This is a genomic window from Microbacterium gorillae, from assembly GCF_050990725.1.
In the GTDB taxonomy this organism is placed as follows: domain Bacteria; phylum Actinomycetota; class Actinomycetes; order Actinomycetales; family Microbacteriaceae; genus Microbacterium; species Microbacterium gorillae_A.
This window is the reverse complement of record NZ_CP158844.1, coordinates 2663283-2685824: the sequence shown is the minus strand read 5'-3', so window position 1 is coordinate 2685824 and position 22542 is coordinate 2663283. Positions and strand designations below refer to the sequence as shown.

Here is a 22542-nt window from a genome sequence, read left to right as displayed (position 1 = left end):
GCATCCTCGCACAGCCAATCGAAAGGATTGTGTGCGAGTGGCTGTGTGTCTACCCTACGGCGGCGCCGACGCGCCGAGGGCTGCGACGGCTGACCAGGATGCCCGCGACGATGATCGCGCACCCGACCGGTTCGTTCCACGTGATCGCCTCGCCACGGACCAGCGCGCCCAGGGCGACCCCGACCACGGGCGACAGGTAGGTCACCGTCGAGGCGTTCGTGGCACCCCAGGCCGTCACGACGTTTGTGTTCCATACATACGCCAGCCCCGTGCCCAGCGCCCCGAGCGCGAGCATGCTCAGGACGACAGGCAACGTCAGGGTGACGGGGGTGAGGGCGGTGAACGGCGCAATGAGGATCATCACAACGGCAGCGATACCCACCTGCATCGTCGCCACGGGCACAGCGGGCAATCCCAGCGGTGTGACGAAACGGCGGAGGTACACGAAGGCGATGCCGTAGCAGAGGGTGGCACCCAGGCATGCGGCCTGCGCGAGCACGGCGTTCTCACCCGAGAAGCCGTGCCAGGGGCCGAGGACGAAGATGACACCGGCGAAGCCGAGCAGCAGACCGATCAGTCGAGGAGCGGTCAGCCGCTCCTCTCGCAGCGCGACCAGGGCCACGAGCATCGTCATCAGGGGCGTTGTGGCGTTGTAGATGCTCGCCAGCCCCGAGTCGACGAACTGACCCGCCCAGGCGTAGAGCAGGAACGGGATGACGCACAGCAGCATCGCGACAACGCTCAGGTGAGCCCAGGTGCGCGGTTCGCGCGGGAATCGCGCCCGGGTGAGCGCACAGACGGCGAGCAGCACGATCGCGCCGATGCCGACGCGCCCCAGCACCACCTGCACCGGGCTCAGGCCGCGCACCGCCTCGGCGATGAAGAGGAAGCTGGAGCCCCAGATCAACGCGGTCGCGATGAACTGGGCCAGGATTCCGATGCCGCGTCGATTCATAGCCCCAGTCTGTCGGCGCCCCGCGCGGAATGCTGGCGGGAATCCGACATCGCACGATGGAATCCTGCCGAAGCGTGCCGGTCAGAGCTCGGCGATGAAACAAGCAGTCTCCCGCGGGTGTTCGAATCGGTGTCTGAACGTCCTTCGTCCCGCATCCTGGATGGCGCGTCGGCTCGCTTCGCGATTGCGGACGATCGCGCCGGCCAGACGACGGACGCCTACCGCGGGAGGTTTGCTTCAATGACCTCGACGATGCTGGGGTCATCCGGACGCGTCTGGGGACGGAAGCGGTGGATGTTGCCCGCGGGCGTGAGGACGAACTTCTCGAAGTTCCAGAGCACCGGACCACGCTTGCCCTCTTCGTCCTTGGCCTTCTTCAGCGCCTTGTACAGCGGTGCGGCGCCGGGGCCGTTGACCTTGACCTTGTCCTCGATCGGGAAGCTGATTCCCCACGTGACCGAGCAGTACTCCAGGATCTCCTCCATGCTGCCCGGCTCCTGGCCCAGGAACTGGTTGCACGGGAAGCCGAGAACGGTGAACCCGCGGTCGGCGTAGTCGCGCTGCAGCTGCTCGAGCTGCTCGTACTGGGGAGTCAGCCCGCACTTGGAGGCGACGTTGACGATCATCACGACGTCATCGGCGAACTCGGAGAGAGTGTGCTCGCTGCCGTCGGCAGCGAGGAACGGGATCGCGCGCAGATCTGTGGCGGTTTCGGTCATTCTCTGAGCCTACGACCGTCCGGGGGACCGGCGGCGCTCCTGGCCCGCGACTCTGGAAGAATAGGGGAGTGAACACGATGCTGGCAGAACAGAACACGGCGGATTCCGCCGCCGCGCCGGCCTTGCGCATCGGACCGATCGAGCTGGATGCTCCGGTGGTCCTCGCACCCATGGCCGGCATCACCAACACGGCGTTCCGGCGCCTGTGCCGCGAGTACGGTGCCGGTCTATACGTGAGCGAGATGATCACCTCGCGCGCACTCGTGGAGCGCAATGCCGTGACGATGCGCCTCATCACGCACCATGAGTCCGAGACCCCGCGATCGATTCAGCTCTACGGTGTCGACCCGAAGACCGTGGCCGAGGCCGTGCGCATCATTGTCGCCGAGGATCGTGCAGACCACATCGACCTGAACTTCGGCTGCCCGGTGCCGAAGGTCACCCGCAAGGGCGGCGGTTCCGCGCTCCCATGGAAGCACTCGCTGTTCAACGAGATCGTCACGCAGGCCGTGCGCGCCGCCGAGCACCTCCCGCTCACCGTGAAGATGCGCAAGGGCATCGACGACGACCACCTCACCTACCTCGATGCGGGACGCATGGCTGAGGACGCGGGTGTGGCCGCGATGGCACTGCACGGCCGCACCGCGAGCCAGATGTACTCTGGTCATGCCGACTGGTCGGCGATCGCGAAGCTCAAGGAGACCGTCACGTCCGTGCCAGTGCTCGGCAACGGCGATATCTGGTCTGCCGAGGATGCCCGACGCATGATGGCGGAGACCGGCTGCGATGGCGTCGTGGTGGGTCGCGGCTGCCTCGGGCGACCCTGGCTGTTCGGTGAGCTCGCGGAGGAACTGGGACACATTCCGAGCCCCAAGGTTGACGCCACCCTGGGCTTCGTCGCGAGCGCCTTCAAGCGCCACGCCGAGCTGCTGGTGGAGTTCTTCGAGGACGAAGGTCGCGGCTGCCGCGACATCCGCAAGCACGTCGCCTGGTACTTCAAGGGATACCCCGTGGGCGGCGACACCCGCGCGGCGCTGGCGACCGCGTCGAGCCTGCAGGAGATCGATGATCTGCTCGGTACGCTCGACCTCGAAGCGCCCTACCCGGGCGCGGGTGCCGAAGGACAGCGTGGACGTGCAGGCACGCCGAAGCGCACCGTCCTTCCCGACGGGTGGCTGGAGTCGCACGACATTGCGGCCGACCACCGGAGCAACCTGACCGAGGGAGAAGCGGACACCAGTGGCGGTTGAGCAGAGGTCGAGCGCCGGCCGGCGCATCTCCGAGGGGTATGTCTCCGCCGACGTCGAGCGATTCCACGGAGAGACCCACCGATCCGAACGCGACGACTTCGCACGCGATCGTGCTCGGGTGCTGCACTCGGCTGCCTGGCGACGGCTGGCCGCAAAGACCCAGGTACTGAGCCCGGCCAGCCCCGCAGACTTCGCCCGCAACCGACTGACACATTCGCTGGAGGTGGCCCAGGTGGGTCGCGAACTGGCGACGAACCTGCGGCTGAACCCGGACGTCGTCGACACCGCCTGCCTCAGCCACGACCTCGGTCACCCGCCGTTCGGTCACAATGGCGAGCGCGCCCTGAACGACTGGGCGTCGGGCATCGGCGGGTTCGAGGGCAACGCGCAGACGCTGCGCATCCTCATCCGCCTGGAGCCGAAGGTGATGGACGACGCGGGGAATGCCTACGGGCTCAACCTCACGCGCGCGAGCCTGGACGCGACGTGCAAGTACCCGTGGACCGTGGATGCCCCTGTTCCCGACCCCGGTGGCCGGCTGAAGTTCGGCGTCTATCCGGATGACGAGCCGGTGTTCCGCTGGATGCGCGAGGGTGCTCCGGGGCGCGTGCGCTGTATCGAGGCGGAGGTCATGGACCTCTCCGACGACATCGCCTACTCCGTCCACGACTTCGAAGACGCGGTCGTCAACGGCTACCTCAACCCCGCGCGGCTGTCCGACCCGGCAGAGCACGAGGCCCTGGTCAGCGCCATCCAGTCGTGGGTGGGCTACGACTTCACGCGCGACGAGTTGGATGACGCGCTGTACCGGCTCACCCGTCTGCCGGTGTGGCTGCGCAGTTTCGATCATTCGCGTGCTGCCCTGGCGCGGCTGAAGAACCTCACATCGGAGCTGATCGGCCGATTCGCGCGCGCCGCCACGGCCGCGACCCGCGAGGCGTACCCGGTCGAGGTCATGACGCGCTACCACGCGCACGTCGTCGTGCCCCGTGTCGTCGAGGCGGAGGTCGCCGTGCTGAAGGGCATCATCGGCGCCACGGTGGTGTCCATCGAGGGTCGCAAGTCCATCTACAAGGAGCAGCGGCGGGTGCTGAAGCGCCTGGCCACCGCGCTCTGGCAGGACGGCGCGCACGCGCTGGATCCGGTCTTCGCCGCGGACTTCCGGGACGCGACGAACGACACCGAGCGCAAGCGGATCATCGTCGACCAGGTCGCGAGCCTCACCGACCAGACCGCGCTCGCCTGGCACCGCCGCTATGTCGGCGACATCGACCCCGCGGACGTCGGCATCTGGTCGCCCGGGTTCGGCATCGGAGAGCGGCGGCACTGATGGTCGGGCGCATTTCGCAGGCGGATGTCGAAGAGGTCAAGTCGCGCACCAACATCGGCGACATCATCGGGGAGCGCGTCGCGCTGCGCTCCGCCGGGGTCGGTTCGCTGAAGGGGCTGTGCCCGTTCCACGATGAGAAGAGTCCGAGCTTCCACGTGCGCCCGCAGGTCGGCTTCTACCACTGCTTCGGGTGCGGCGCGTCGGGCGACGTCTACACGTTCCTGCGCGAGATGGACCACGTCACGTTCACGGAGGCCGTCGAGCGACTGGCGGCACGCGTCGGCATCACGCTGCACTACGAGGAGGGGGGCGGGCCCGCCCCTGAGACCAGCGGGCGGGCGCGTCTGTATGCGGCGAACGCAGCCGCAGCCGAGTACTTCCGCGCTCAGCTGGGCACCGCTGAGGCGGAGACCGGTCGTCGCTTTCTCGGTTCGCGCGGATTCGATGCGGGAGCGGCCGCGCACTTCGGTGTGGGGTATGCGCCGCGTGGCTGGAACGGTCTGCTGGACGCCATGCTGGCCCAGGGATTCACGCGCGACGAGCTCAGCGCTGCAGGACTCGTGTCCTCCGGCCAGCGCGGTGTGTATGACCGCTTTCGTGGTCGCGTCATCTGGCCGATCCGCGACGTCACGGGCCAGACCATCGGCTTCGGCGCCCGCAAGCTGTACGACGACGATCAGGGTCCCAAGTACCTGAACACCCCCGAGACCACGATCTACAAGAAGGCCCAGGTGCTCTACGGGCTGGACCTGGCCAAGCGCGACATCTCGCGAGGCGATCCGAAGCGCGTGGTCGTCGTCGAGGGATACACCGACGTGATGGCCGCGCATCTCGCGGGCGTCACCACGGCCGTCGCCACCTGCGGAACGGCGTTCGGCACGGATCACATCACGGTGCTTCGGCGCGTGATGGGTGATGAGTCCGCGGCGGGTGAGGTGGTCTTCACCTTCGACCCGGATGCCGCCGGCCAGAAGGCGGCGCTGCGTGCTTTCGGAGAGGCGCGGCGGTTTCAGGCGCGCACCTATGTGGCGGTCGCGCCGGACGGTCTGGACCCGTGCGATCTGCGCCTGGAGCGCGGCGACGCAGCCGTGCGAGCCCTGATGGACACCAAGGTGCCGATGTTCGAGTTCGTCATCGACCGCAAGCTCGAGGGCTTCGACCTGTCGAGCGTGGAGGGGCGCGTCGCCGGCCTGCGCGCCGCAGCACCCATCCTCGGCGAGATCTCCGACCCCGCCGTGCGTAACGGGTACGAGCACGTGCTGGCTCGACGGCTGGGCAGCGATCTCACCGACGTGCACCGTGCCGTGAGTTCGGCCGCGCGTCGGGAGAAGCAGCGTGAGGAGAGCGGTCCAGTGGAGCCTGCGCCCGAGGCGGCTGCTGAGCCGATCCAGCGCGTGACGCTGGCGACGCTCCCGCGCACGGGTGACGTGATGCGTGAGCGCGATGCGCTGATGGCGTTCCTGCAGTACGGGCACCAGATGGACACGCCCCTGCTCGTGCGTGCGCTGAGTCGCCCCCTGCAGCACCCGGGACTCGAGGCCGTTCGTGCAGGGATCCTGTCCGTGCCGGATCGGTCGCGTCCCGGATGGGCGCTGACGGCGATCGAGGCCGTCCGTGAGCCGTATCGCGTGCTCGCCGGCGAGATGCTCGCGGCCGAGTTCCCGGCGCGAGACGAGCAGTCCGCGCTCGCGGTCGCGAACGATCTGGCCCTGGCACTGGTCGAGCGTCAGCTGCGAGCGGAGAAGACTGAGCTGCTGAGCGCCGTGCAGCGTGTGCCGGCAGATTCGGAGGAGGGCCGCGCGCTGCGCGTCCAACTGCGCGACCTCGACATTGAGACGCGTCGATTGCGCGGCGAGTAGCGCTGACCTCGTTCGTAGGTCAGGATGGATCCATGGCACGACGTCAGGACGAGTCCGCAGCCATCCGCGCAGATGATCTCAGCATCGGGGGACCCGGGGGTCTGCGCATTGTCGATGGGGTCTCCTTCTCCGTAGCGCCCGCCGGCACCCTCGTGGTGTCCGGCCCGACCGGCTCCGGCAAGTCGACGCTCGCGAGCGTCTTCGCCGGCGAAGCGGCGGACGGCGTGAGCGTGATCGGCGGCTCCGGCGAGGTCGCGGGCGTGAACGTTCGACGTCCGGGGCGTCGAGGGCGCCGTGAATGGGACTTCCGCACGGGCTATCTGCCGCAGGGCGCCGGGACGGCGATGCCGCCGCGACTCACCGTGGGGGAGCACATCGCATTTCCCATCACGAGCCGCGATCGCAACGTCAACCACACCGCGCTGTCGGTGCGCATCGCCGCACTGCTTGACGAGATGCACCTTCCGCTCGGCGCGGCCGACAAGTATCCCTACGAGCTGAGCGCCGGAATGCTGCAGCGCATCGCCTTCGCTCATGCCGTTGTGCTGGACCCGAAGGTGTTCGTGGCCGACGAGCCCATGGCGAACCTGGACGTTGAAGTGCGCCACGTTGTCTACGACGCGATCCGACGTCGTCAGCGGGCCTGGGGCATGGCCTCGCTCCTCGTCACCAACGATCCCGACCTTGCGCGCGAGCTCGCAGCCGACACCATGACGCTCCGCGCGGGCTCGGTCGTGGCTGTCGGTGACCACACGGCGATCCCACGGCCGCCGGCGACCTCCGCGATTTCGACTATCCCCGCGCGCTGAATCAGCGACACTCCCGGGCCTCGGCTCGTGTTCTGAGGCGACAGAATTCTTTGCTAGAGTTGATCTGTCGCCGCCACGGTGGTGATGATCCTCCATAGCTCAATTGGCAGAGCAATCGGCTGTTAACCGATAGGTTCTTGGTTCGAGTCCAAGTGGGGGAGCAGTAAACTCCCCGAAGCTCACGCTTCGGGGAGTTTTTCGTGTGAAATCGAAGCCGAGACGTTCAGTCCGACGCAGCGGCGTCGCGCCAGTACGTCTGAACAGCGGCGCCGGTGGCGAGGTGGACGACCTGACGCGGTCGGTAGCCCAGCCGTTCGTAGCGAGCATCGTTCGCGGGGTTCGAGGACTCCAGGTACGTCGGTATGCCGGCGGTGTCGTACTCGGCAAGTGCCGACCGCAGCAGCGCCATGCCGTACCCGCCGCCGCGTGCCTCCGGCGCAACCGCCAGCAGGGTGAGGTACGCGTGCGGTTCCGCCGGACGGGCGGCGACGAACTGAGCACCGGCATGATCCAGGGCGGCAGCCGCGTCTGAACCAAGCAGCTCGTGGACAAGCGCGTCGTACGCCGGGTGGGCTTCGGGAGAGACTTCGTCCTCGCCGGGCGGATACCACACGGCAACGGCGCGAAGGGTGTCGGCCCCCGTATCGGCCGTATCAATCACGCGCGACTCTGGGAAGCGAAGAGCCTCCTCGATCATGAACCGCCAGTACGCGCCGGCGATCTGCGGACGAGTGGCGGGATCGGGGAACGACGGACCCCACACCGGATCATCGAGGAAAGCCGACGTCACGATGCGCGTCATCTCGTCGAGGTCCGAGGCGAGAGCGCGGCGCGCGGTGGATTCGGGGCTCATCGATCATTCCTCGCTCGGTGGCGGTGGGTGCGGGCGGGTGCGCCCCAGCGACCTCCACAGTACTGGGCTCTGCATCCTCCTCGGCAGCGCGGCCCCTGCACGGAGTCCCCGTGCATCAGGGCCGCGCTTCCACGACGCATACAGGCGCTATACGCTCGCGTTCGAGGCGAGCGCGATGGCCTGCGCGAGACGATCGGCCACGGCAGCGGGCGCGCTGCCCAGCAGCTCCTGCGCACTTCGCTCGGCCGGGATCACATTGCCCGAGAGACCGTTTAGCGCCTGGTACAGACCAACGACGGGACCCGTGCTCGCGGGACCGAACAGCGGCAGGATGAGAGACCCGAACTGTTCCGGTGTGATCGCCTCGTACACCACATCGCGCCCCAGGAGCGTTGCGAACGCGCTCGCGAGGTCATCGCCGGTGAGCGCCGGAAGGTGACCGATGGACACCACTCCCGTGGTGGTCGAATCGGTCAGCAGTCGCACTGCGACATCGGCGACATCGGCATGCGAACTCCAGGACACGGGATAGCCCGCGGGCAGCGGGTAGCGCAGAACGCCCTCCTCCCGAGCCGGGCCGGCGATGATCGGAAGCAGCAGATTCTCGACGTAGAGGCGCGGGGCGACGACGGCCACCGATACGCCCGTATCGGCAATGCCGTCGATGAGCTTGCGGACCGGACTGGTGGGGGGAGCGGCAAGCGGTGATGCGGGGTCGTCGACGATCTGCCCGCTGGTGGAGATCACCACGCGGCGCGGGGCGGCATCGCGCACCGCGGCGACGATGGCGTCGGCGTAGGCGTCGATCTGCTCGGGGCTGCCGAGTGGCAGATGAACGAACACACCCTCGGCATCGCAATAGGCCGCAACCAGTGACGCGGCATCACTCAGATCCACAGACACGGCGTCCACGCCCTCCGGCACGGACGCGGCAGTGCGCACCGCCGCTGTCACGGAGTGGCCGGAAGTGCGGAGACGGGAGAGAACAGGGGCACCTTGGGCGCCGGTGGCGCCGTGAACGATGTAGGTCATGGATCCATTAGTGCATGTGATGCACCGGTTACAGCAACTGCACTATTGGCGTACTCTGCAAACTGTGAGAAATGATCCTCTTCCCGAGTGTGGTGTCGCCCGGTTTTTGATCCTGCTCGACGGACCCTGGGCCACGCTGATCGTGCGCGAGCTGCTCCACGGGCCCCAGCGATTCACGGAACTGCGCGAGGCGTTACCGGGGATCAGCGCGCACACGCTGACGAATCGACTCCGCGGCTTCGTGGCTCATGGAATCGTGACGCGCACTGCGTTCGCAGAGATCCCGCCGCGCGTGGTGTACGAGCTCACCGAGCGCGGTCAACAGCTTCGTCCCGTTCTGGACGCGATGAACGAGTGGGGGATCAGCGCCCCGGACGCGGCGTTCGACGACGCGTGAACATTTGACATACCGCGCATGCGGTTTTATTGTTGCGTGGGGAGGTGCACATGACTGGTCGCACGGCGAAGGGTGAGGATACTCGACAGAGCATCCTTCAGGCGGCGAGCGAAGTGTTCGCACGCCGCGGCTATGCCGCCACGCGGATGGAAGATGTCTTCGCGGCGGTCGGTCTCACGAAGGGTGCGGTGTACTTCTACTTCCCCTCGAAAGAGATCCTGGCGCGGGCGGTGGTCGAGCATCACAAGCAGCGCTGGTTGGCCGTGGGGCAGGAGGAGGTGGCTCGCCACAGTGATCCACTTGTTCAGTTCCGGGAGCTGGCGGGCCTGCTCATCACGCTGTCGGCGTCCGATGCCGCTGGTTGGAGCGTGGTGCGGTTGGCGGACCAGCTGCCGGCATCGAGTGAACCCGCGGATGCGCGGACAGGCAACCCTCTGGCTGACTGGATCGAACTCATGGCGGGCATCATCCAGCGCGGGCAGGACGGCGGAATCTTCCGGACAGAGCAGCCGGCAGCGGATCTCGGATTCATCGCGGTCTCGGCCTTCGACGGGCTGAAGACGGCGTCTGATGCCGTCTCGCCGGGGGATATGACCGAGTTCCGCCGCCGAGCAGAGGCCTTGGTCGACACGCTGGAGAGCGCGCTGCGCGCGTAGCACGCCGCCCGATCGTCATCCTTTTCGCTATCCATAAAATAAACCATCTATGCGGTTTGGAGAATTAACATGCATACGCTCATCACGGGTGCCTCATCGGGAATCGGCGAGGAGTTCGCTCGGCAGTTCGCGGCACGCGGACACGATCTCGTCCTCGTGGCGCGATCTCGGGACCGTCTGGAAGCTCTCGCGACGCGCCTGCGCGCGCAGCACTCGATCGCTGTGACCGTCGTGCCGCTCGACCTGGCGCAGCCGGGAGCGGCTGCCCAGCTGCACCGCACCACGGTTGAGCTCGGGATCGAGATCGACACGCTCGTCAACAACGCGGGGTTCGCCACACACGGAGATCTGGCGGACGCCGATGCGGATCGACTCGGGGCACAGATCCAACTCAACTGCGGCACCCTCGTCGCCATCACGACGCTGTACCTCCGCGAGATGAAGCAACGTGGGCAGGGCACCGTGATCAATGTCGCCTCGACGGCAGCCTTCCAGCCGGTGCCTCACATGGCCGTCTACGGCGCAACCAAGGCGTTCGTGCTGTCCTTCAGCGAAGCGCTCTGGGGCGAGGTGAGGACTCACGGAATCCGGGTGCTCGCGGTGTGCCCGGGTGCGACGGACACGCCGTTCTTCGAGGTGGCGGGCGAGGCGGCCGCGGCCGGATCGAAGCGCACGCCGCAGCAGGTTGTCGCGCGGGCGTTCGCCGCTCTGCGAAGCGGCAAACCGAGCGTCGTCGACGGTGCGGTGAATGCCCTTGTCGCGCGCCTGGCCACGCGTCTGCTCCCCAAGCGAGCACTCATCGCCGTTGCCGAACGTAGCGTCCGCCCGTAACTCACGTCAGGAACCAATGTCATGAACATCACCACACCTCAGTCCACCGATAAGCAGTCGCGCCGTCGTCGGCGCGGCAGGATCGCCCGTCGCACAGGCGTCATAGCCGCCGCGGTGATCGCTGCTGCCGTGATCACCGTTGCGATCATCCCGTCCCCGATCAACGCGATCGCCTGGAGCCCCGCCGCGGCACCCACCCCGGGTGACGACCGCTCACTGAGCGACCCCGAGACCGTGACGGAGGCGGTGGTCCACGCGGAGTTCCTGGCCTTCGATGCCGATGGCGCGCTGTACGCGGGGGACGAGACCGGCTCCATCTTCAAGACGACCTTCGATGCGGACGACGAACCGGTCTCGACGACCGTATTCGCAACGACCGACGGTCGTCCCAACGGCCTGGCTTTTGCTCCGGATGGCACCCTCTATGTCGCTGATATCGAAAAGGGCCTGCTGTCCGTCGACACGGAGGGTCAGGTGACGACGCTGGTCGACCGCGACAGCAGCGCGAAGGTGCTGCAGGCGAATGAAGTCGTGGTGACACGACAGGGGCAGGTCTACTTCACCGACACCACCACGTATCCCTCGGTATCGCTCATCGAGGTGCTCGAGCATCGGCCGCACGGTCGGCTGCTGCACTATGACCCCACGACCGGCAGCACGGAAGTGGTGATGACCGATCTCTACTTTGCGAACGGCGTGACACTGACGTCGAGCGAGGATTCCGTTCTCGTCGTGGAGACCTACTCCTATGACATCCTTCGCTACTGGCTCTCCGGACCACGTGCGGGGGAGCAGGAGGTCTTCGCGCAGAATCTCGGCGGCTTCGCCGACAACATCACCACCAATGCGGATGGCACGTTCTTCGTCGGCATGTTCACCGAGCGGGTGCCCCTGGTCGATGCACTCCACGGCACGCCGTGGCTGAAGAACACGATGGCGAAGATCCCCGAAGACGTGCTGAACGGAATGTCGGCTCCCACGGGCACCGGCGTGGTCGTGCAACTCGGGCCTGACGGTCAGGTTCTGCGCACCCTGGCTGACCCCGACGGTGACACCTTCGGGATCACCACGGCCGTGCAGCGGGATGGCTGGCTGTACCTCGGCACCGCGCCCGGCGGCAGCGGCGGAATTCACCGCGTGATGCTGGGCACTGCCTCCGCGGAGTGAGCAAGTCCCTCGTCACGGTACGTGGATGCTCAGGACTCGACCTCCGACGAGCCTGGCGATTAGCGGCAGTTCGCGGCCGGCACCGGCTCCCTGGTTGTCATCGCCATCGATCCCTCCGCGCGCGGTCCCGCTCCGAGACGGCGCGACTGGGAGGGTGCGCACTCACCTCGCATCGTCCCCGCTCGTCGGTCGGTTCTGGTGGGTCCACTCAAGCTGTGACGGCTGAGGCCATCCGGCCGGAGCAGAATCCGTGTACCAAGCCTGCTCCAGACCGATGAGTCGTCCCGAGCGCACCCAGATAAGAATCTCGCCCGAGAGTTCGTCGGCGGTGACGACGAGAAGTCGTCCGGCAATCGGGCCGTCGGGGAGATCGAGGAGGGGCTCCGTGGTCGGGACGTCCACATCGATCATCGTCGGCGACGACGCCACGACCCGCGCGCGTCGCGCCTGTTGCATCAGGATCTGGCCCTGCGGTCCGAGATGGTGACACGCGGCCGTGAGGAGAGCCCGGGCATTCTCGTCCAGTCGTTCTGGTGACGGCGTATCCATGGATCACCTCCTGAGGTTGGCGGGACCACGCCCTCGCCATGATGCCATGCCAGCAGCGCAGCGATACCTCAGCTTGTCCGCACCGTCGCTCGAGAGCCGTGGCTGCGCGTGAGCAGGAGACCGAGCGCGAGCTGTACCAGGGCACCCGCCGCGAGAACCCCCAGGACGAGGGTCCACGAGCCGGTGACCTGGTGGATCGCGCCGGCGGCGAGCGGTCCGATCGTGGCGACCGTGTAGCCGACGGACTGGATCACGCTCGATGCCCGCGCGGAATCCGCCGCATCGCGGCCGAGTCCGGCGATCAGCACAAGAGCGAACGGGAAAGCGCACATGCCGAGGCCGAGGCAGGCGGCCCACACCTCGGGCAGCGCGGTCGGCGCGAACGTCAGACCGGCGACGCCGACGATCGTGGCCGCGGCGATCAGCGTGAATCCCGCACGCATCCGTGCCCGTGTGCGGGTGAGCGGGACGACGAGAACTGTGGCCGGGGCGCCGACCGCCATCATGACGCCGAGCAGAATACCGGCGCGTTCCGCGGAGATTCCGGAACCGGTGGCGATGCTCGGCAGCCAGCCCATGAGGATGTAGCTGAGCAGCGACTGCGTCGCGAAGAACCCTGCGAGCAGCCAGGTTCCGTGGGGTAGGGGCCGACGAGATTCGGCGACCTTCGCGGAGATGGGTGCTTCCGCTGCCGAGCGCGACGAGCCGAGCGGCATGGCGAACGCCCACACGGCCATCGCAACGACTGCGGGCGCGGCCCACACGGCCAGGCCGATCGAAGGACTGCCGACGGCTGTCGCGATCGGAACGGCTACAGCGGCGGCGAGCGCGGCACCGATCGACATGGCTGTGGAGTAGACCGTCGTGACGGGCCCGATGCGACGACCGAAGTGCGCGCGGACGACGGCCGGCAGCAGGATGTTGACGACCGCAAGTCCGGAGGTGGCGATCACGGTTCCTGCCACAACGATCCAGGGCGACGGGATCGCGCGAACCAACAACCCAGCGGTGAGGAGGACCATCCCGAGCCCGATGGTTCGCTCCACGCCGAGACGCGCCGACAGCCACGCCGTGCTCAGACCCGCGATGGCGAAGACGGCGGTAGGAACGGCGGGCACGATCACGACGGTGATGTCGGTGAGCGCACCGCTCTGTGTCAGCGCGGTGAGGAGCGCGGACGTGCTCGTGATCGCCAGTCGCAGATTGAGGGCGACCAGGACCAGAGCCACGACCATGAAGGTCAGCCGGCTCCGGCTCGGTGCGGATACAGCAGCATCGGTCATATTCATCCAAACGTCTAACGTCTAATCATTGAGCCGTACTATCATTGCATGCATGACCCTTACCCCGGTTCGCCAGAGCTCGTTGAGCGATCAGGTCGTCGAGCGACTTCGCACCGAGATCGTGGAGGGGCGCTGGCCGGTGGGCGAGCGCATCCCGCCGGAACCCGAGCTGATGGAGAGTCTTGGCGTCGCTCGCGGCACGCTGCGCGAAGCGCTGCGCGCGCTGCAGTACAGCGGGATGCTGGACATCCGACGCGGGGACGGGACATTCGTCAACGCGCGCAGTGAGGTACCGGGCGCTCTCGCGCGCTCCGGCGGCACGCTCGCGGACGTGCTGGAGGCCCGCGCCGCCATCGAACCGCAGCTGGCGCGGCTAGCGGCGGTCCGCGCGACGGCGGACGACATCTCCCTCATTGAAACGGCGCTGGCGCAGCGCGCGCGATCGCATCCCGACGACTGGGCCTCCTCCGACGCGTTTTTCCACGAGACCGTCGCTCGCGCAGCCCACAACCCGATCCTGTTCGAGGTCTACGCCGCTCTGCTGCCCCGACTGCAGGAGTCGGTTGAGGCGGCGATCCGCCGTTCCGGCTTCCAGATGGATGACCCGCGCGGGCACGAGGAGGTTCTCGAGGCGATCATCCGACGCGACCCCGACGCGGCCAGCGCGAGTGCGGCCGCGAATCTGGCGGCGACCGAGCGCTGGGATCTCGATGAGCGTCAGGGGGCGGCAACGCTCTAATGGCCTGGCATCCGATCGCGCTGCGGGCACGCGGCTGCGGTGTGGAGGTCGGTCGCCGGTTGCGTCGGCCGGAGTGCGTCTACTGCAGGCGCAGCGGTCGTTGGATCGTCACTGAGGTGGCGAGAGCCTCGTCCAGAACGCCGATCAGGGAACGACCATCCGCGGTGACGTGGTAGTCGCGGAGGTTGCGAATGGTGTCGGCGATGTCGTCACCCCAGGGAGGGGCCTGCTCCGGGCGTTCAGCGTCCCATACGACGTCGGCGACCGGGAGCGCCTGCAGTCGCGTGGCGACATCCGCGAGCTCGTTGCGGGCGCGCGCCGCGTCTTCGGGAGCCAGCTCGCCCGACGAGAAGAGGACCGCGAGGGCGGGGAAGTCGCGACCGCGCCGGCCGCCCTCGAGCCGCACCGTGATGGTGTCGAAGAACGAACCGAGGAACGAGGCGGTACCGACCGGATAGGCGATCGGCCCGACGCGGAAGCTGAGCACGCGCATCAGCGTAGCTGATCGCGCAGAACCCACTCCCGCATCAGACGCGCCGCTCCTTGCCCATCGCTCGGCCCTCGATCCAGTACGCCTGGACGTGAATCGACTTCCGGTTACCCGCGGCTCGCTCCTTCACCGCCGGACGCAGCGCTTTCAGAGAACCCGTCTCTCCAACAGCCCACACCTGCGTGCCCGGAGACAGGATCTCCGCTGCCGCCAGGGCAAGCGACCCCGATCCATCACGCGGGACCCAGCTCACCACAGCACCCGGATGCGAGGCGAGCGGGATCAGCTCGTCCTCCTCGTGCGAGCGCTCCAGCAGCACGCGAACCTCCATCTGCGGGTCAAGCGAGCGGAGGATCGAGTTGATCGCCGGCACCCCTGCCGCGTCGCCGATCAGCACCAGCCCCGACGTGTCAGGCGCTGGTGTGAACGAGGTGGACCCCAGCGACTGGGCGACGACCCGATCCCCCGCGCTCGCAGACGACGCCCATGCCGACGCAGGGCCCGCCGGCTCGTGCAGCAGGAAGTCCACCTCAAGGCGAGCTTCGGAAACGTCCGCCGCTGCGATCGTGTAGGCGCGTTGGAAGTCGACGCCGGTCATCGGATCCTCGATCCAGAGCCGGATCCACGCCGCGGGGGAGTCTGTGGCCTGCTGGAACAGTGTGGGCGCGTCGAAGTGCACCCGCGTGAAGTGCGGGGCGAGTCGGGTGACGCCGCGCACCGTGAGGGCGTGCTCTTTCGCGCCGAGGACGCGGAGTACCGCTCCGTCGAATCCGTGAGGCATCGGTGTGCTCCTGTCTTCGTGGGGTTGCCTCAGGCGCACCGGAGGGCACGCTGGTGCGTCTGAGGGGGCAGAGGTCGAGGTTCACCCTAGTCGCGGAGATTAGGTAAGGCAACCCTTACTTTGCTGAACCTGTACCACGCATGCGATCTCACCCCTGCCGCAGCCGTGTCCAGAGGGCGGCCCATTGCCGAGGAGTGAGGTCACGGGGGAGCGCCTGCGGATCGATGCTCGCCGCATTCACGGCGGCACGCACACCGGAGGCGCGCTCCCGTGCTCGCAGAATTCGCTCGATACCGTGGCCGCGGCCGGTGAACACCTCACGAACGAACCGCTCGTACGGCGCGCGCTCCGCCACCGGGACCAGCGGATCACCCCGACGGGTGACGGAGAGGATCCCACCGTCGACGGACGGGATCGGACGGAACCGATGGGCCGGAACGCGGCCGTGCAGCTCGAACGCGAACCAGGGAGCCGTCTGCGCCGTCATCATGGTGGCGCCCCCGACCCCCGCGCGTTTGCGTGCGACTTCCCATTGCGTCAGCAGAATCGCGCGGTGCCAGCCGTCGCTCGTCAGGAGTCGCCGAAGCACGGGCGTGGTGATGTGGAAGGGGATGTTGCCGACGACCACGGCATGGTGGTAGCGGATGCGCAGGGCATCGCCGTGAATCACCCGCGCGCGGGGGAATCGGTCGTGGAGTCGGCGAGCGCGGTGTTCGTCGATCTCCACCGCCGTGAGAGGGCGTCGAAGGGTAAGGAGCTCCGCGGTGAGCGCGCCGTCGCCGGCACCGAGCTCGAGAATCGTGCCCTCGGTTCGGTCGACCAGGTCGCGGATGAGCCGAACCGTAGGCGTGTGGATGAGGAAGTTCTGGCCGAGTTCGTGTCGGCCGCCGTGCAGGGATCGCATGGGTCGCTCCAGAGAGATGAGGAGCACCCGAGGCGGGCGTCGGCGAACGCCGACCGCAAGAGAGCGTACAGAAACCGCGCCTCCGGGTGCGAGGACTACCGGAGACGGCGCGCGAAGTGAGCGTCAGCGCGCCGTCAGGCGCGGCGCTGACGAATCATGGCAGAGGGCGCGCCGTACTGCGCGCTCCAGATCAATGTACCCATGCAGAAGAGTCTGGCATACGAGGGCGGGCCCGTCGCTTTCGCGACGGGCCCGCCTTTGTGTTGCTCGGGTTACTGCTGGCTGGTGCGGCGGCGTGCGATGAACGCACCCGCACCGGCGAGGAGCAGCAGGGCCGCGAGGCCCGCGAGCGGGGTCATGTCACCGAGACCGGTCGACGGCAGCGCACTCGGCGTCGGCGTCGGGGTCGGGGTGACGACCGGGATGAGCGCGTAACCCACGTCGTAGGTCGGGTCATCGACCTCGCCCGGCAGGGCGGAGTTGTTCCCGGTCTTCGGCGTGGTGACCGGGACGCGTCCGGTCGCGGGGTCAGCGTTCGAGTCGGTACCGTCGGTTCCCTGGCCCGGGCGGGTCAGGAAGTGTTCCACGCCGTCCACCGTGACAGTGGTCGGGAACTCGAGGAAGTAGTCGGTACCCGGCTTCAGGTCCGTGAAGACGTAGAAGCCGTTCTCGTCGGTGGTGGTCGTGGCGACCAGGTTGCCGTCCTTGTCGAACAGCTTCACCTCAACACCCGGGAGAGGCTTCTCGCCCGGGTCCTGAACACCGTCACCGTCCGCGTCCAGCCACACGTAGTCACCGATCGACACCAGGTTCGGGTAGAACCCGAAGTCCAGGGTGTCATCACGCGCACCATCCGTGGTCAGGTCACCCGACGACGCGGAACCCGTGGACGAGTCCGTTCCCGGCTCACCCACACCCGGCAGCGTGGGCAGGTACCCGGCCGGCGGGGTCACCGTGACCGTGTACTCCTGACCCGGGGCCAGCACCGGCAGGTTCTCGAACGAGTACTTGCCATCCTTGTCGGTCGTGACCGGACCCACCGGGTTACCGAACACGTCGGTGACCGGCTTGCCATCCGGACCCGTCAACGTGAGGGTGACACCCGGGATGCCGGGCTCGCCCGCATCCTGCACACCATCACGATCCGTGTCCAGCCACACGAAGTCACCCACCGACACCGACGGGATCACATACCCGGCATCGATCGTGGGGTCATCCGCCTGGCCCGGCTCAGCCGAGTTGTCACCCGACGTCGGCGCGTTGAACGTGTACTTCCCGTCCGCACCCGGGTTCGAGTCCGCACCACGATCGCTGCCGGCTCCCGGCGTGGTCAGCGGGTACTCAACCCCACCAACCGTGACCGTCGTCGGGAACTGCACCGTGTACTCCGCACCCGGAGTCAGATCGGTGAACACGTAGTACCCGTCCTCATCCGTCTTCGTCGTACCGACCAGGTTGCCGTCCGCATCGAACAGCTTCACCTCAACACCCGGAAGAGGCTTCTCACCCTTGTCCTGGATGCCATCACGGTCAGCATCAACCCACACGTAGTCACCAACCGACACCGGCACCGGCGCGACCGCAGGAGCGTAACCGGCGTCGATCGTCGGCAGGTCCGCCTCACCCGGAGCGGTCGAGTTCTCACCCGACGCGGGGGTACGGAACTCTACCCGGCCCGTGGTCGGGTCGGCGTCGGAGTCCTTCGCGTCGTCACCACCCTGGTTCGCGCTCGTGAGCGGAACCGTGGTGCCGTTGACCTCGACGGTGGTCGGGAAGCCGATGCTGTAGTCCGCGTCCGGCGTCAGATCCGGGAACACATAGAACCCGTTCTCGTCGGTCGTGGTACGTGCAACTTCGACGCCGTCCGCGTCGTACAGGGTGACCTCGACACCCGGAACCGGCTTCTCGCCCGCGTCCTGAATGCCGTCACGGTCTGCATCGATCCAGACATAGTCACCGACGGAGACCGGCTGTGCCGGAACCGGCGGAGCGTAGCCCGCGTCGATCGTGGGGTCGTCAGCCTCACCCGGAGCGGTCGAGTTGTCACCCGACGTCGGAGCAGTGAACGCGAACTTGCCATCCGCACCCGGGTTCGAGTCCGCACCACGGTCCGAACCGGCACCGGGCTTGGTCAGCGGGTACTCCTTGCCACCCACGGTCACCGTGGTCGGGAACTGAATCGAGTAGTCCGCACCCGGCGTCAGATCCGGGAACGCGTAGTACCCGTCCTCATCCGTCGTCGTACGAGCAACCTCGACACCCTCGGCGTCGTACAGGATGACCTCGGCACCAGCCACCGGCTTCTCACCGGAGTCCTGGACACCATCACGGTCCGCATCCAGCCACAGGTAATCACCGATCGAAACCAGTTCCTCGGTGGGCAGCGGAGCGTAACCCGCGTCGATGGTGGGGTCGTCGGCCTCGCCCGGAGCGGTCGAGTTGTCACCCGTTGCGGGGGAGGTGAACGTGTACCGCCCATCCGCGCCCGGGTTCGAGTCGGCACCACGATCCGAGCCGGCACGCGGGCGCGTCAGCGGGTACTCCGCACCGCCCACGGTGACCGTGGTCGGGAACGCGATCGAATACTCGGTTGACGCGTCGAGGTCACCGAAGGCGTAGAACCCGTTCGAGTCCGTCGTGGTGCGAGCGACCTCGACACCCTCGGCGTCGTAGAGGATCACCTCGGCACCCGCCACCGGATTCTCACCGGAGTCCTGGATACCGTCACGGTCTGCATCGATCCAGAGGTAGTCACCCACCGACACCGGCGTGTCAGTGACGGGAACCGCGTAGCCGGCGTCGACTCCGGGCAGGTCGACCTCGCCCGGAAGGGTCGAGTTCTCGCCGTCCGCCGGAGCGGTGAACGTCGCGCGACCCGTCTCAGGGTCAGCGTTCGAGTCCTTCGTGCCGTCCGTGCCCTGACCCGGACGAGTCAGCGGAATCTGCTTGCCGTCCACCTCAGCAGTGGTCGGGAACTGAACCGAGTACTCCGCACCAGCGACCAGGTCACCGAACGCGTAGAACCCGTTCGAATCCGTCGTGGTGCGAGCAACCTCGACACCGTTCGCGTCGTAGAGGATGACCTCGATGCCCGCGATGGGTGCCTCGCCCGCGTCGCGTACGCCGTTGCTGTTCGCGTCGAACCAGACGTAGGTGCCCATCGAGACGAGGATCGGCTTGGTGTAGCCGGCGTCGATCGTCGGCAGGTCAACCTCACCCGGAAGGATGGAGTTGTCACCGTCGGCGGTCGTCGTGAAGGTCACGCGGCCCGTTGCCGGGTCAGCGTCGGAATCCTGCCCGTCGTCGCTTCCCTGGTTGGCGCGCGTGAGCGGAACCTGCTCACCATCCACCTCAACGGTGGTGGGGAACTCGATCGTGTACTCACTGCTGGCCACCAGATCGCCGAACGCGTAGAAACCGTTCGCGTCGGTCGTAGTGCGTGCAACTTCGACACCGTTGCGGTCGAAGATGATCACCTCGACACCCTCGATGGGGGTCTCGCCGGAGTCCTGGATGCCGTCGCGATCCGCGTCGAACCAGACGTAGTCGCCCACCGATACCAGCGTCGGCACGAAACCGAAGTCGATCGAGTGATCGTTGATACCCGCGGCGGGGGTGGTCACGTCGGCGATCACCACGCCTGCGTCGTTCACCTCGCCGTTGCTGTCAACGCCCCGGTTGAAGCCGCGGTTCGCCTCGGTCGGCGTGTAACCGGCCAGCGGTCCACCGGCCTCGAAGTCGGCCGCGCGATCCAGACGCACTTCGTACGACGTGCGGGGGAGAACGCCATCTGCGGTGTCGAACCAGTACTCACCGTTCGCATCCGTCTCCGTGGTGGCGATGACCTCGCCGTCGGCGTCGTACAGGCTCACCTGGACGCCGGCGATGCCACCCTCATTCGGGTTCTGGATCCCATCCTGGTTGAGGTCGGACCAGATCCGGTTGCCGATCTGCTGCGACTGCTCCAACACCAACGACTCGACGTCGGCAAGACCCATTCCCTTGCTGAAGTCGACGGTGACGATGTTGCCTCCGCGGTACTCGCCAGTCTCGGCATCCCAGGCGCGCAGACCGTTCGTGCCCCAGGTGTTGTTCGCGTCGACCATGTTGCCAACGATCGTGTCACTGCCGGAAACGTGCGTGATACCCGAGTATGCAGCCTGGTTGTGCCCGCCGCCGTTGTCGTCGAAGTTGTTCGTCGCAGTCGCGAAGTCCAGCGATGTCGCTCCGCTCGGAATCGTCACGATGTCACCCGTAGCGACGAGAGCCGCATAGGAAGGGACATCGGTCGACTTCTGGCCGATGTACAGCGCCAGGCCGTACTGGTCACCACCGCGGTCGCGGAAGCTCAGGACCATCCGACCGTCTTCGAGGAACTCGATGTCGCCGAGCATGGGCTGCGGGACCACGAACTGCACACCGGGGGCGGTGCTGGGAACGGTCCGGCCGTTGTCGACGCAGGCCTGCGGCACCTCATCGGTCCACACACGCCAGTCGACCGGGACGCAGTCAACGTGGAGGTGAAGGCCGAAACCGATACCGGGGCCGGCCTCTCCAGCGCGCGGCGTCGTCTCGGTCACGTCACCCGACATCGTCTTGACGGGGGAGCTTCCCAGCGTGCCGTCGGCGGCGCGCTCGTACTCCAGCACGAATGCCCGCAGGTCGCTACCACAGACCGCGCCGACGAACAGGCTGCTGCCGCGCTCGGCGAGGCCCATCGGCTGCCAGTCACTGACGCAGTCCTCGGGCGCTGCCACGGCGAGCGTCTGGATCGGCGCCGGGTCCAGCGCCTCCTGCACGGGGAACACGACAAGGGACTTGGTGTTGAGGTTCACGGTGGTGAGGAACTTGTTGTCCTCGGACACCTCGACGTCACCGAGCGACTCACGTCCGACTGCCGTGCGGAACGCGTAGTCCTGCTGCACGTACGGGCTGCCGGCGGGCTCCATGACGTGCTCCGTGTCGCCGGCGTCGGCGACGACGGCGTAGGTCTCCCAGGCGCCGGTCGCGCTGTTCACACGGTAGATGCCACCAGCGCCTGCGGGGCCGTACAGCGATCCGCGCTTTGCGTATGCGCCGACGTAGAGCTCCGCCGTTTCAGTGTCGATGCCGATGCCGTACACGGCGCCGAGCTCGCTGCGGTCGGTCAGCGCATTAACCCCACCACTGAGGTCGTACTTCACGTTGTAGACGCCGGTGCCGGTACCGCCGGCACCGGCGTCGTCGGGCTGAACGGCCGAGAAGATCCGTGCACCGTCGACGCCCAGCGTGGAGTAGTCGACGTAACCCACTGCCACGTTTGCATCCGCGCCATCCCGCACGTCTACGAACGAGACCGCCGGGTCGAGACTTGCAGCGTCTGCGTGGTCGTCCGCGACCTGGGCCTCGGAGAACCGGAAGACGTTCGGGTTGGTGACCTCGACGCGGTAGCGGCCGCCCGCAAGGGTGTTCTCAGCCGCGGCGAGTGTGGCCACCCCGGTGGCGTCGGTGCGCACGGTCAGCGAGTCACCCGCGGCATCCGTGATGCGCACCTCGACGTTGTCGAGTGGGACATCGGCGGGATCGTGTCTCTTATTGACGTTCGTATCCTGGACGACCGTGACAGAGATGGTGCCGTCGCCCGTCGCAGCGACGGCGGGGCTCACCCCTCCCACGGTCAGCAGAGTGGCGGCCAGAGCACCGACCGCACCTCCTGCGATGAGCCTTCTCACAGATCACTCCTGTTCGATTGCGCGTTTCCGCGCACGCAGAGTGCACCGCGCCTGACGGGGAACCCGGGCGCGCGGGCAGCTGAACCGGGGGTTGGTCAGCACTTTGAACTTATCTGCACAGCGGCCTGAGAGGAATCGGTCAGTCAGCACCCAGAATTCACAGACGTGGGGCGGGCGCTTCACGGTCTACGGTCACCGTCGGGTCGTCGTGGTCTGTGAAGCCCGTA

At 67.3% G+C, this 22542-nt stretch carries 19 protein-coding genes and 1 tRNA gene; 10 read left to right on the top strand and 10 right to left on the bottom strand.

Translation table 11 applies throughout. The features are described from left to right. Positions 1 to 49 precede the first annotated feature (49 nt). Positions 50 to 955: a DMT family transporter gene (locus ABTV68_RS12455; RefSeq protein ID WP_433674004.1), complete on the bottom strand. Its 906-nt coding sequence runs from the start codon at positions 953 to 955 to the stop codon at positions 50 to 52. Positions 956 to 1173: 218 nt separating this feature from the next. Beyond that, positions 1174 to 1674, bottom strand: coding sequence for a glutathione peroxidase (locus tag ABTV68_RS12450; RefSeq protein ID WP_433674003.1), 501 nt, complete (start codon positions 1672 to 1674; stop codon positions 1174 to 1176). A gap of 77 nt (positions 1675 to 1751) precedes the next feature. Between ABTV68_RS12450 and dusB the strand changes: the two genes are divergently transcribed. From dusB to ABTV68_RS12425, 5 genes are all read left to right on the top strand, one after another. Continuing rightward, the gene (dusB, locus tag ABTV68_RS12445) at positions 1752 to 2924 is read left to right on the top strand and encodes a tRNA dihydrouridine synthase DusB (protein ID WP_433677603.1); all 1173 of its coding nucleotides are present in this window, start codon (positions 1752 to 1754) and stop codon (positions 2922 to 2924) included. Beyond that, on the top strand, positions 2914 to 4254 hold the full coding sequence (locus ABTV68_RS12440) for a deoxyguanosinetriphosphate triphosphohydrolase (RefSeq protein ID WP_433674002.1): 1341 nt from the start codon (positions 2914 to 2916) through the stop codon (positions 4252 to 4254). Before dusB ends, ABTV68_RS12440 begins: the two co-directional genes overlap by 11 nt. Then, complete coding sequence (gene dnaG / locus ABTV68_RS12435) at positions 4254 to 6113, top strand: DNA primase (RefSeq protein WP_433674001.1); 1860 nt, start codon at positions 4254 to 4256, stop codon at positions 6111 to 6113. Before ABTV68_RS12440 ends, dnaG begins: the two co-directional genes overlap by 1 nt. 32 nt (positions 6114 to 6145) lie before the next feature. Further along, the gene (locus tag ABTV68_RS12430; protein ID WP_433673999.1) at positions 6146 to 6922 is read left to right on the top strand and encodes an ATP-binding cassette domain-containing protein; all 777 of its coding nucleotides are present in this window, start codon (positions 6146 to 6148) and stop codon (positions 6920 to 6922) included. A gap of 88 nt (positions 6923 to 7010) precedes the next feature. Further along, positions 7011 to 7083, top strand: a tRNA-Asn gene (locus tag ABTV68_RS12425). Positions 7084 to 7145: 62 nt separating this feature from the next. Here the strand turns inward: ABTV68_RS12425 and ABTV68_RS12420 are convergent. Beyond that, positions 7146 to 7775, bottom strand: coding sequence for a GNAT family N-acetyltransferase (locus tag ABTV68_RS12420; RefSeq protein ID WP_433673998.1), 630 nt, complete (start codon positions 7773 to 7775; stop codon positions 7146 to 7148). A 147-nt stretch (positions 7776 to 7922) separates the two neighbouring features. After that, a complete protein-coding gene (locus ABTV68_RS12415; protein WP_433673997.1) occupies positions 7923 to 8807 on the bottom strand; it encodes an SDR family oxidoreductase in 885 nt (294 codons plus the stop codon). A gap of 64 nt (positions 8808 to 8871) precedes the next feature. Here ABTV68_RS12415 and ABTV68_RS12410 point away from each other — a divergent pair, with 64 nt between their 5' ends. The 4 genes from ABTV68_RS12410 (at position 8872) to ABTV68_RS12395 (ending at position 11858) form a co-directional block, all read left to right on the top strand. Next, entirely contained in the window at positions 8872 to 9204 is a 333-nt protein-coding gene (locus ABTV68_RS12410) for a winged helix-turn-helix transcriptional regulator (RefSeq protein WP_433673996.1), read from the top strand. A 50-nt stretch (positions 9205 to 9254) separates the two neighbouring features. Beyond that, positions 9255 to 9860, top strand: coding sequence for a TetR family transcriptional regulator (locus ABTV68_RS12405; RefSeq protein ID WP_433673995.1), 606 nt, complete (start codon positions 9255 to 9257; stop codon positions 9858 to 9860). A 69-nt stretch (positions 9861 to 9929) separates the two neighbouring features. After that, positions 9930 to 10691, top strand: coding sequence for an SDR family NAD(P)-dependent oxidoreductase (locus ABTV68_RS12400; RefSeq protein ID WP_433673994.1), 762 nt, complete (start codon positions 9930 to 9932; stop codon positions 10689 to 10691). Positions 10692 to 10712: 21 nt separating this feature from the next. Then, positions 10713 to 11858 (top strand): SMP-30/gluconolactonase/LRE family protein, encoded by a 1146-nt coding sequence (locus tag ABTV68_RS12395; protein ID WP_433673993.1) that lies wholly within the window; start codon positions 10713 to 10715, stop codon positions 11856 to 11858. Positions 11859 to 12020: 162 nt separating this feature from the next. Here the strand turns inward: ABTV68_RS12395 and ABTV68_RS12390 are convergent, their stop codons facing one another. Together ABTV68_RS12390 and ABTV68_RS12385 are read right to left on the bottom strand one after the other, a co-directional pair. Then, on the bottom strand, positions 12021 to 12407 hold the full coding sequence (locus ABTV68_RS12390; RefSeq protein ID WP_433673992.1) for a hypothetical protein: 387 nt from the start codon (positions 12405 to 12407) through the stop codon (positions 12021 to 12023). Between the two features lie 68 nt (positions 12408 to 12475). Beyond that, positions 12476 to 13690, bottom strand: coding sequence for an MFS transporter (locus ABTV68_RS12385; protein ID WP_433673991.1), 1215 nt, complete (start codon positions 13688 to 13690; stop codon positions 12476 to 12478). A gap of 52 nt (positions 13691 to 13742) precedes the next feature. On the opposite strand from ABTV68_RS12385, the gene ABTV68_RS12380 reads away from it, so the two are divergent. After that, complete coding sequence (locus tag ABTV68_RS12380; RefSeq protein WP_433673990.1) at positions 13743 to 14429, top strand: FadR/GntR family transcriptional regulator; 687 nt, start codon at positions 13743 to 13745, stop codon at positions 14427 to 14429. Positions 14430 to 14508: 79 nt separating this feature from the next. Here the strand turns inward: ABTV68_RS12380 and ABTV68_RS12375 are convergent, their stop codons facing one another. From ABTV68_RS12375 to ABTV68_RS12360, 4 genes are all read right to left on the bottom strand, one after another. Beyond that, positions 14509 to 14916, bottom strand: coding sequence for an Imm70 family immunity protein (locus ABTV68_RS12375; RefSeq protein WP_433673989.1), 408 nt, complete (start codon positions 14914 to 14916; stop codon positions 14509 to 14511). A 40-nt stretch (positions 14917 to 14956) separates the two neighbouring features. Further along, positions 14957 to 15700, bottom strand: coding sequence for a siderophore-interacting protein (locus ABTV68_RS12370; protein ID WP_433673988.1), 744 nt, complete (start codon positions 15698 to 15700; stop codon positions 14957 to 14959). 148 nt (positions 15701 to 15848) lie between these two features. Continuing rightward, a complete protein-coding gene (erm, locus tag ABTV68_RS12365; protein ID WP_433673987.1) occupies positions 15849 to 16604 on the bottom strand; it encodes a 23S ribosomal RNA methyltransferase Erm in 756 nt (251 codons plus the stop codon). A 272-nt stretch (positions 16605 to 16876) separates the two neighbouring features. Next, complete coding sequence (locus tag ABTV68_RS12360) at positions 16877 to 22315, bottom strand: SdrD B-like domain-containing protein (protein WP_433673986.1); 5439 nt, start codon at positions 22313 to 22315, stop codon at positions 16877 to 16879. Positions 22316 to 22542 lie beyond the last annotated feature (227 nt).

Excerpts from the sequence above, each read along its gene's own strand:
- dnaG (WP_433674001.1), top strand. The coding sequence starts at position 4,254 with ATGGTCGGGCGCATTTCGCAGGCGGATGTCGAAGAGGTCAAGTCGCGC.
- ABTV68_RS12455 (WP_433674004.1), bottom strand. The coding sequence starts at position 955 with ATGAATCGACGCGGCATCGGAATCCTGGCCCAGTTCATCGCGACCGCG.
- ABTV68_RS12415 (WP_433673997.1), bottom strand. The coding sequence starts at position 8,807 with ATGACCTACATCGTTCACGGCGCCACCGGCGCCCAAGGTGCCCCTGTT.
- ABTV68_RS12420 (WP_433673998.1), bottom strand. The coding sequence starts at position 7,775 with ATGAGCCCCGAATCCACCGCGCGCCGCGCTCTCGCCTCGGACCTCGAC.
- ABTV68_RS12400 (WP_433673994.1), top strand. The coding sequence starts at position 9,930 with ATGCATACGCTCATCACGGGTGCCTCATCGGGAATCGGCGAGGAGTTC.
- ABTV68_RS12395 (WP_433673993.1), top strand. The coding sequence starts at position 10,713 with ATGAACATCACCACACCTCAGTCCACCGATAAGCAGTCGCGCCGTCGT.
- ABTV68_RS12390 (WP_433673992.1), bottom strand. The coding sequence starts at position 12,407 with ATGGATACGCCGTCACCAGAACGACTGGACGAGAATGCCCGGGCTCTC.
- ABTV68_RS12405 (WP_433673995.1), top strand. The coding sequence starts at position 9,255 with ATGACTGGTCGCACGGCGAAGGGTGAGGATACTCGACAGAGCATCCTT.
- erm (WP_433673987.1), bottom strand. The coding sequence starts at position 16,604 with ATGCGATCCCTGCACGGCGGCCGACACGAACTCGGCCAGAACTTCCTC.
- ABTV68_RS12380 (WP_433673990.1), top strand. The coding sequence starts at position 13,743 with ATGACCCTTACCCCGGTTCGCCAGAGCTCGTTGAGCGATCAGGTCGTC.
- ABTV68_RS12385 (WP_433673991.1), bottom strand. The coding sequence starts at position 13,690 with ATGACCGATGCTGCTGTATCCGCACCGAGCCGGAGCCGGCTGACCTTC.
- ABTV68_RS12370 (WP_433673988.1), bottom strand. The coding sequence starts at position 15,700 with ATGCCTCACGGATTCGACGGAGCGGTACTCCGCGTCCTCGGCGCGAAA.
- ABTV68_RS12450 (WP_433674003.1), bottom strand. The coding sequence starts at position 1,674 with ATGACCGAAACCGCCACAGATCTGCGCGCGATCCCGTTCCTCGCTGCC.
- ABTV68_RS12430 (WP_433673999.1), top strand. The coding sequence starts at position 6,146 with ATGGCACGACGTCAGGACGAGTCCGCAGCCATCCGCGCAGATGATCTC.
- dusB (WP_433677603.1), top strand. The coding sequence starts at position 1,752 with ATGCTGGCAGAACAGAACACGGCGGATTCCGCCGCCGCGCCGGCCTTG.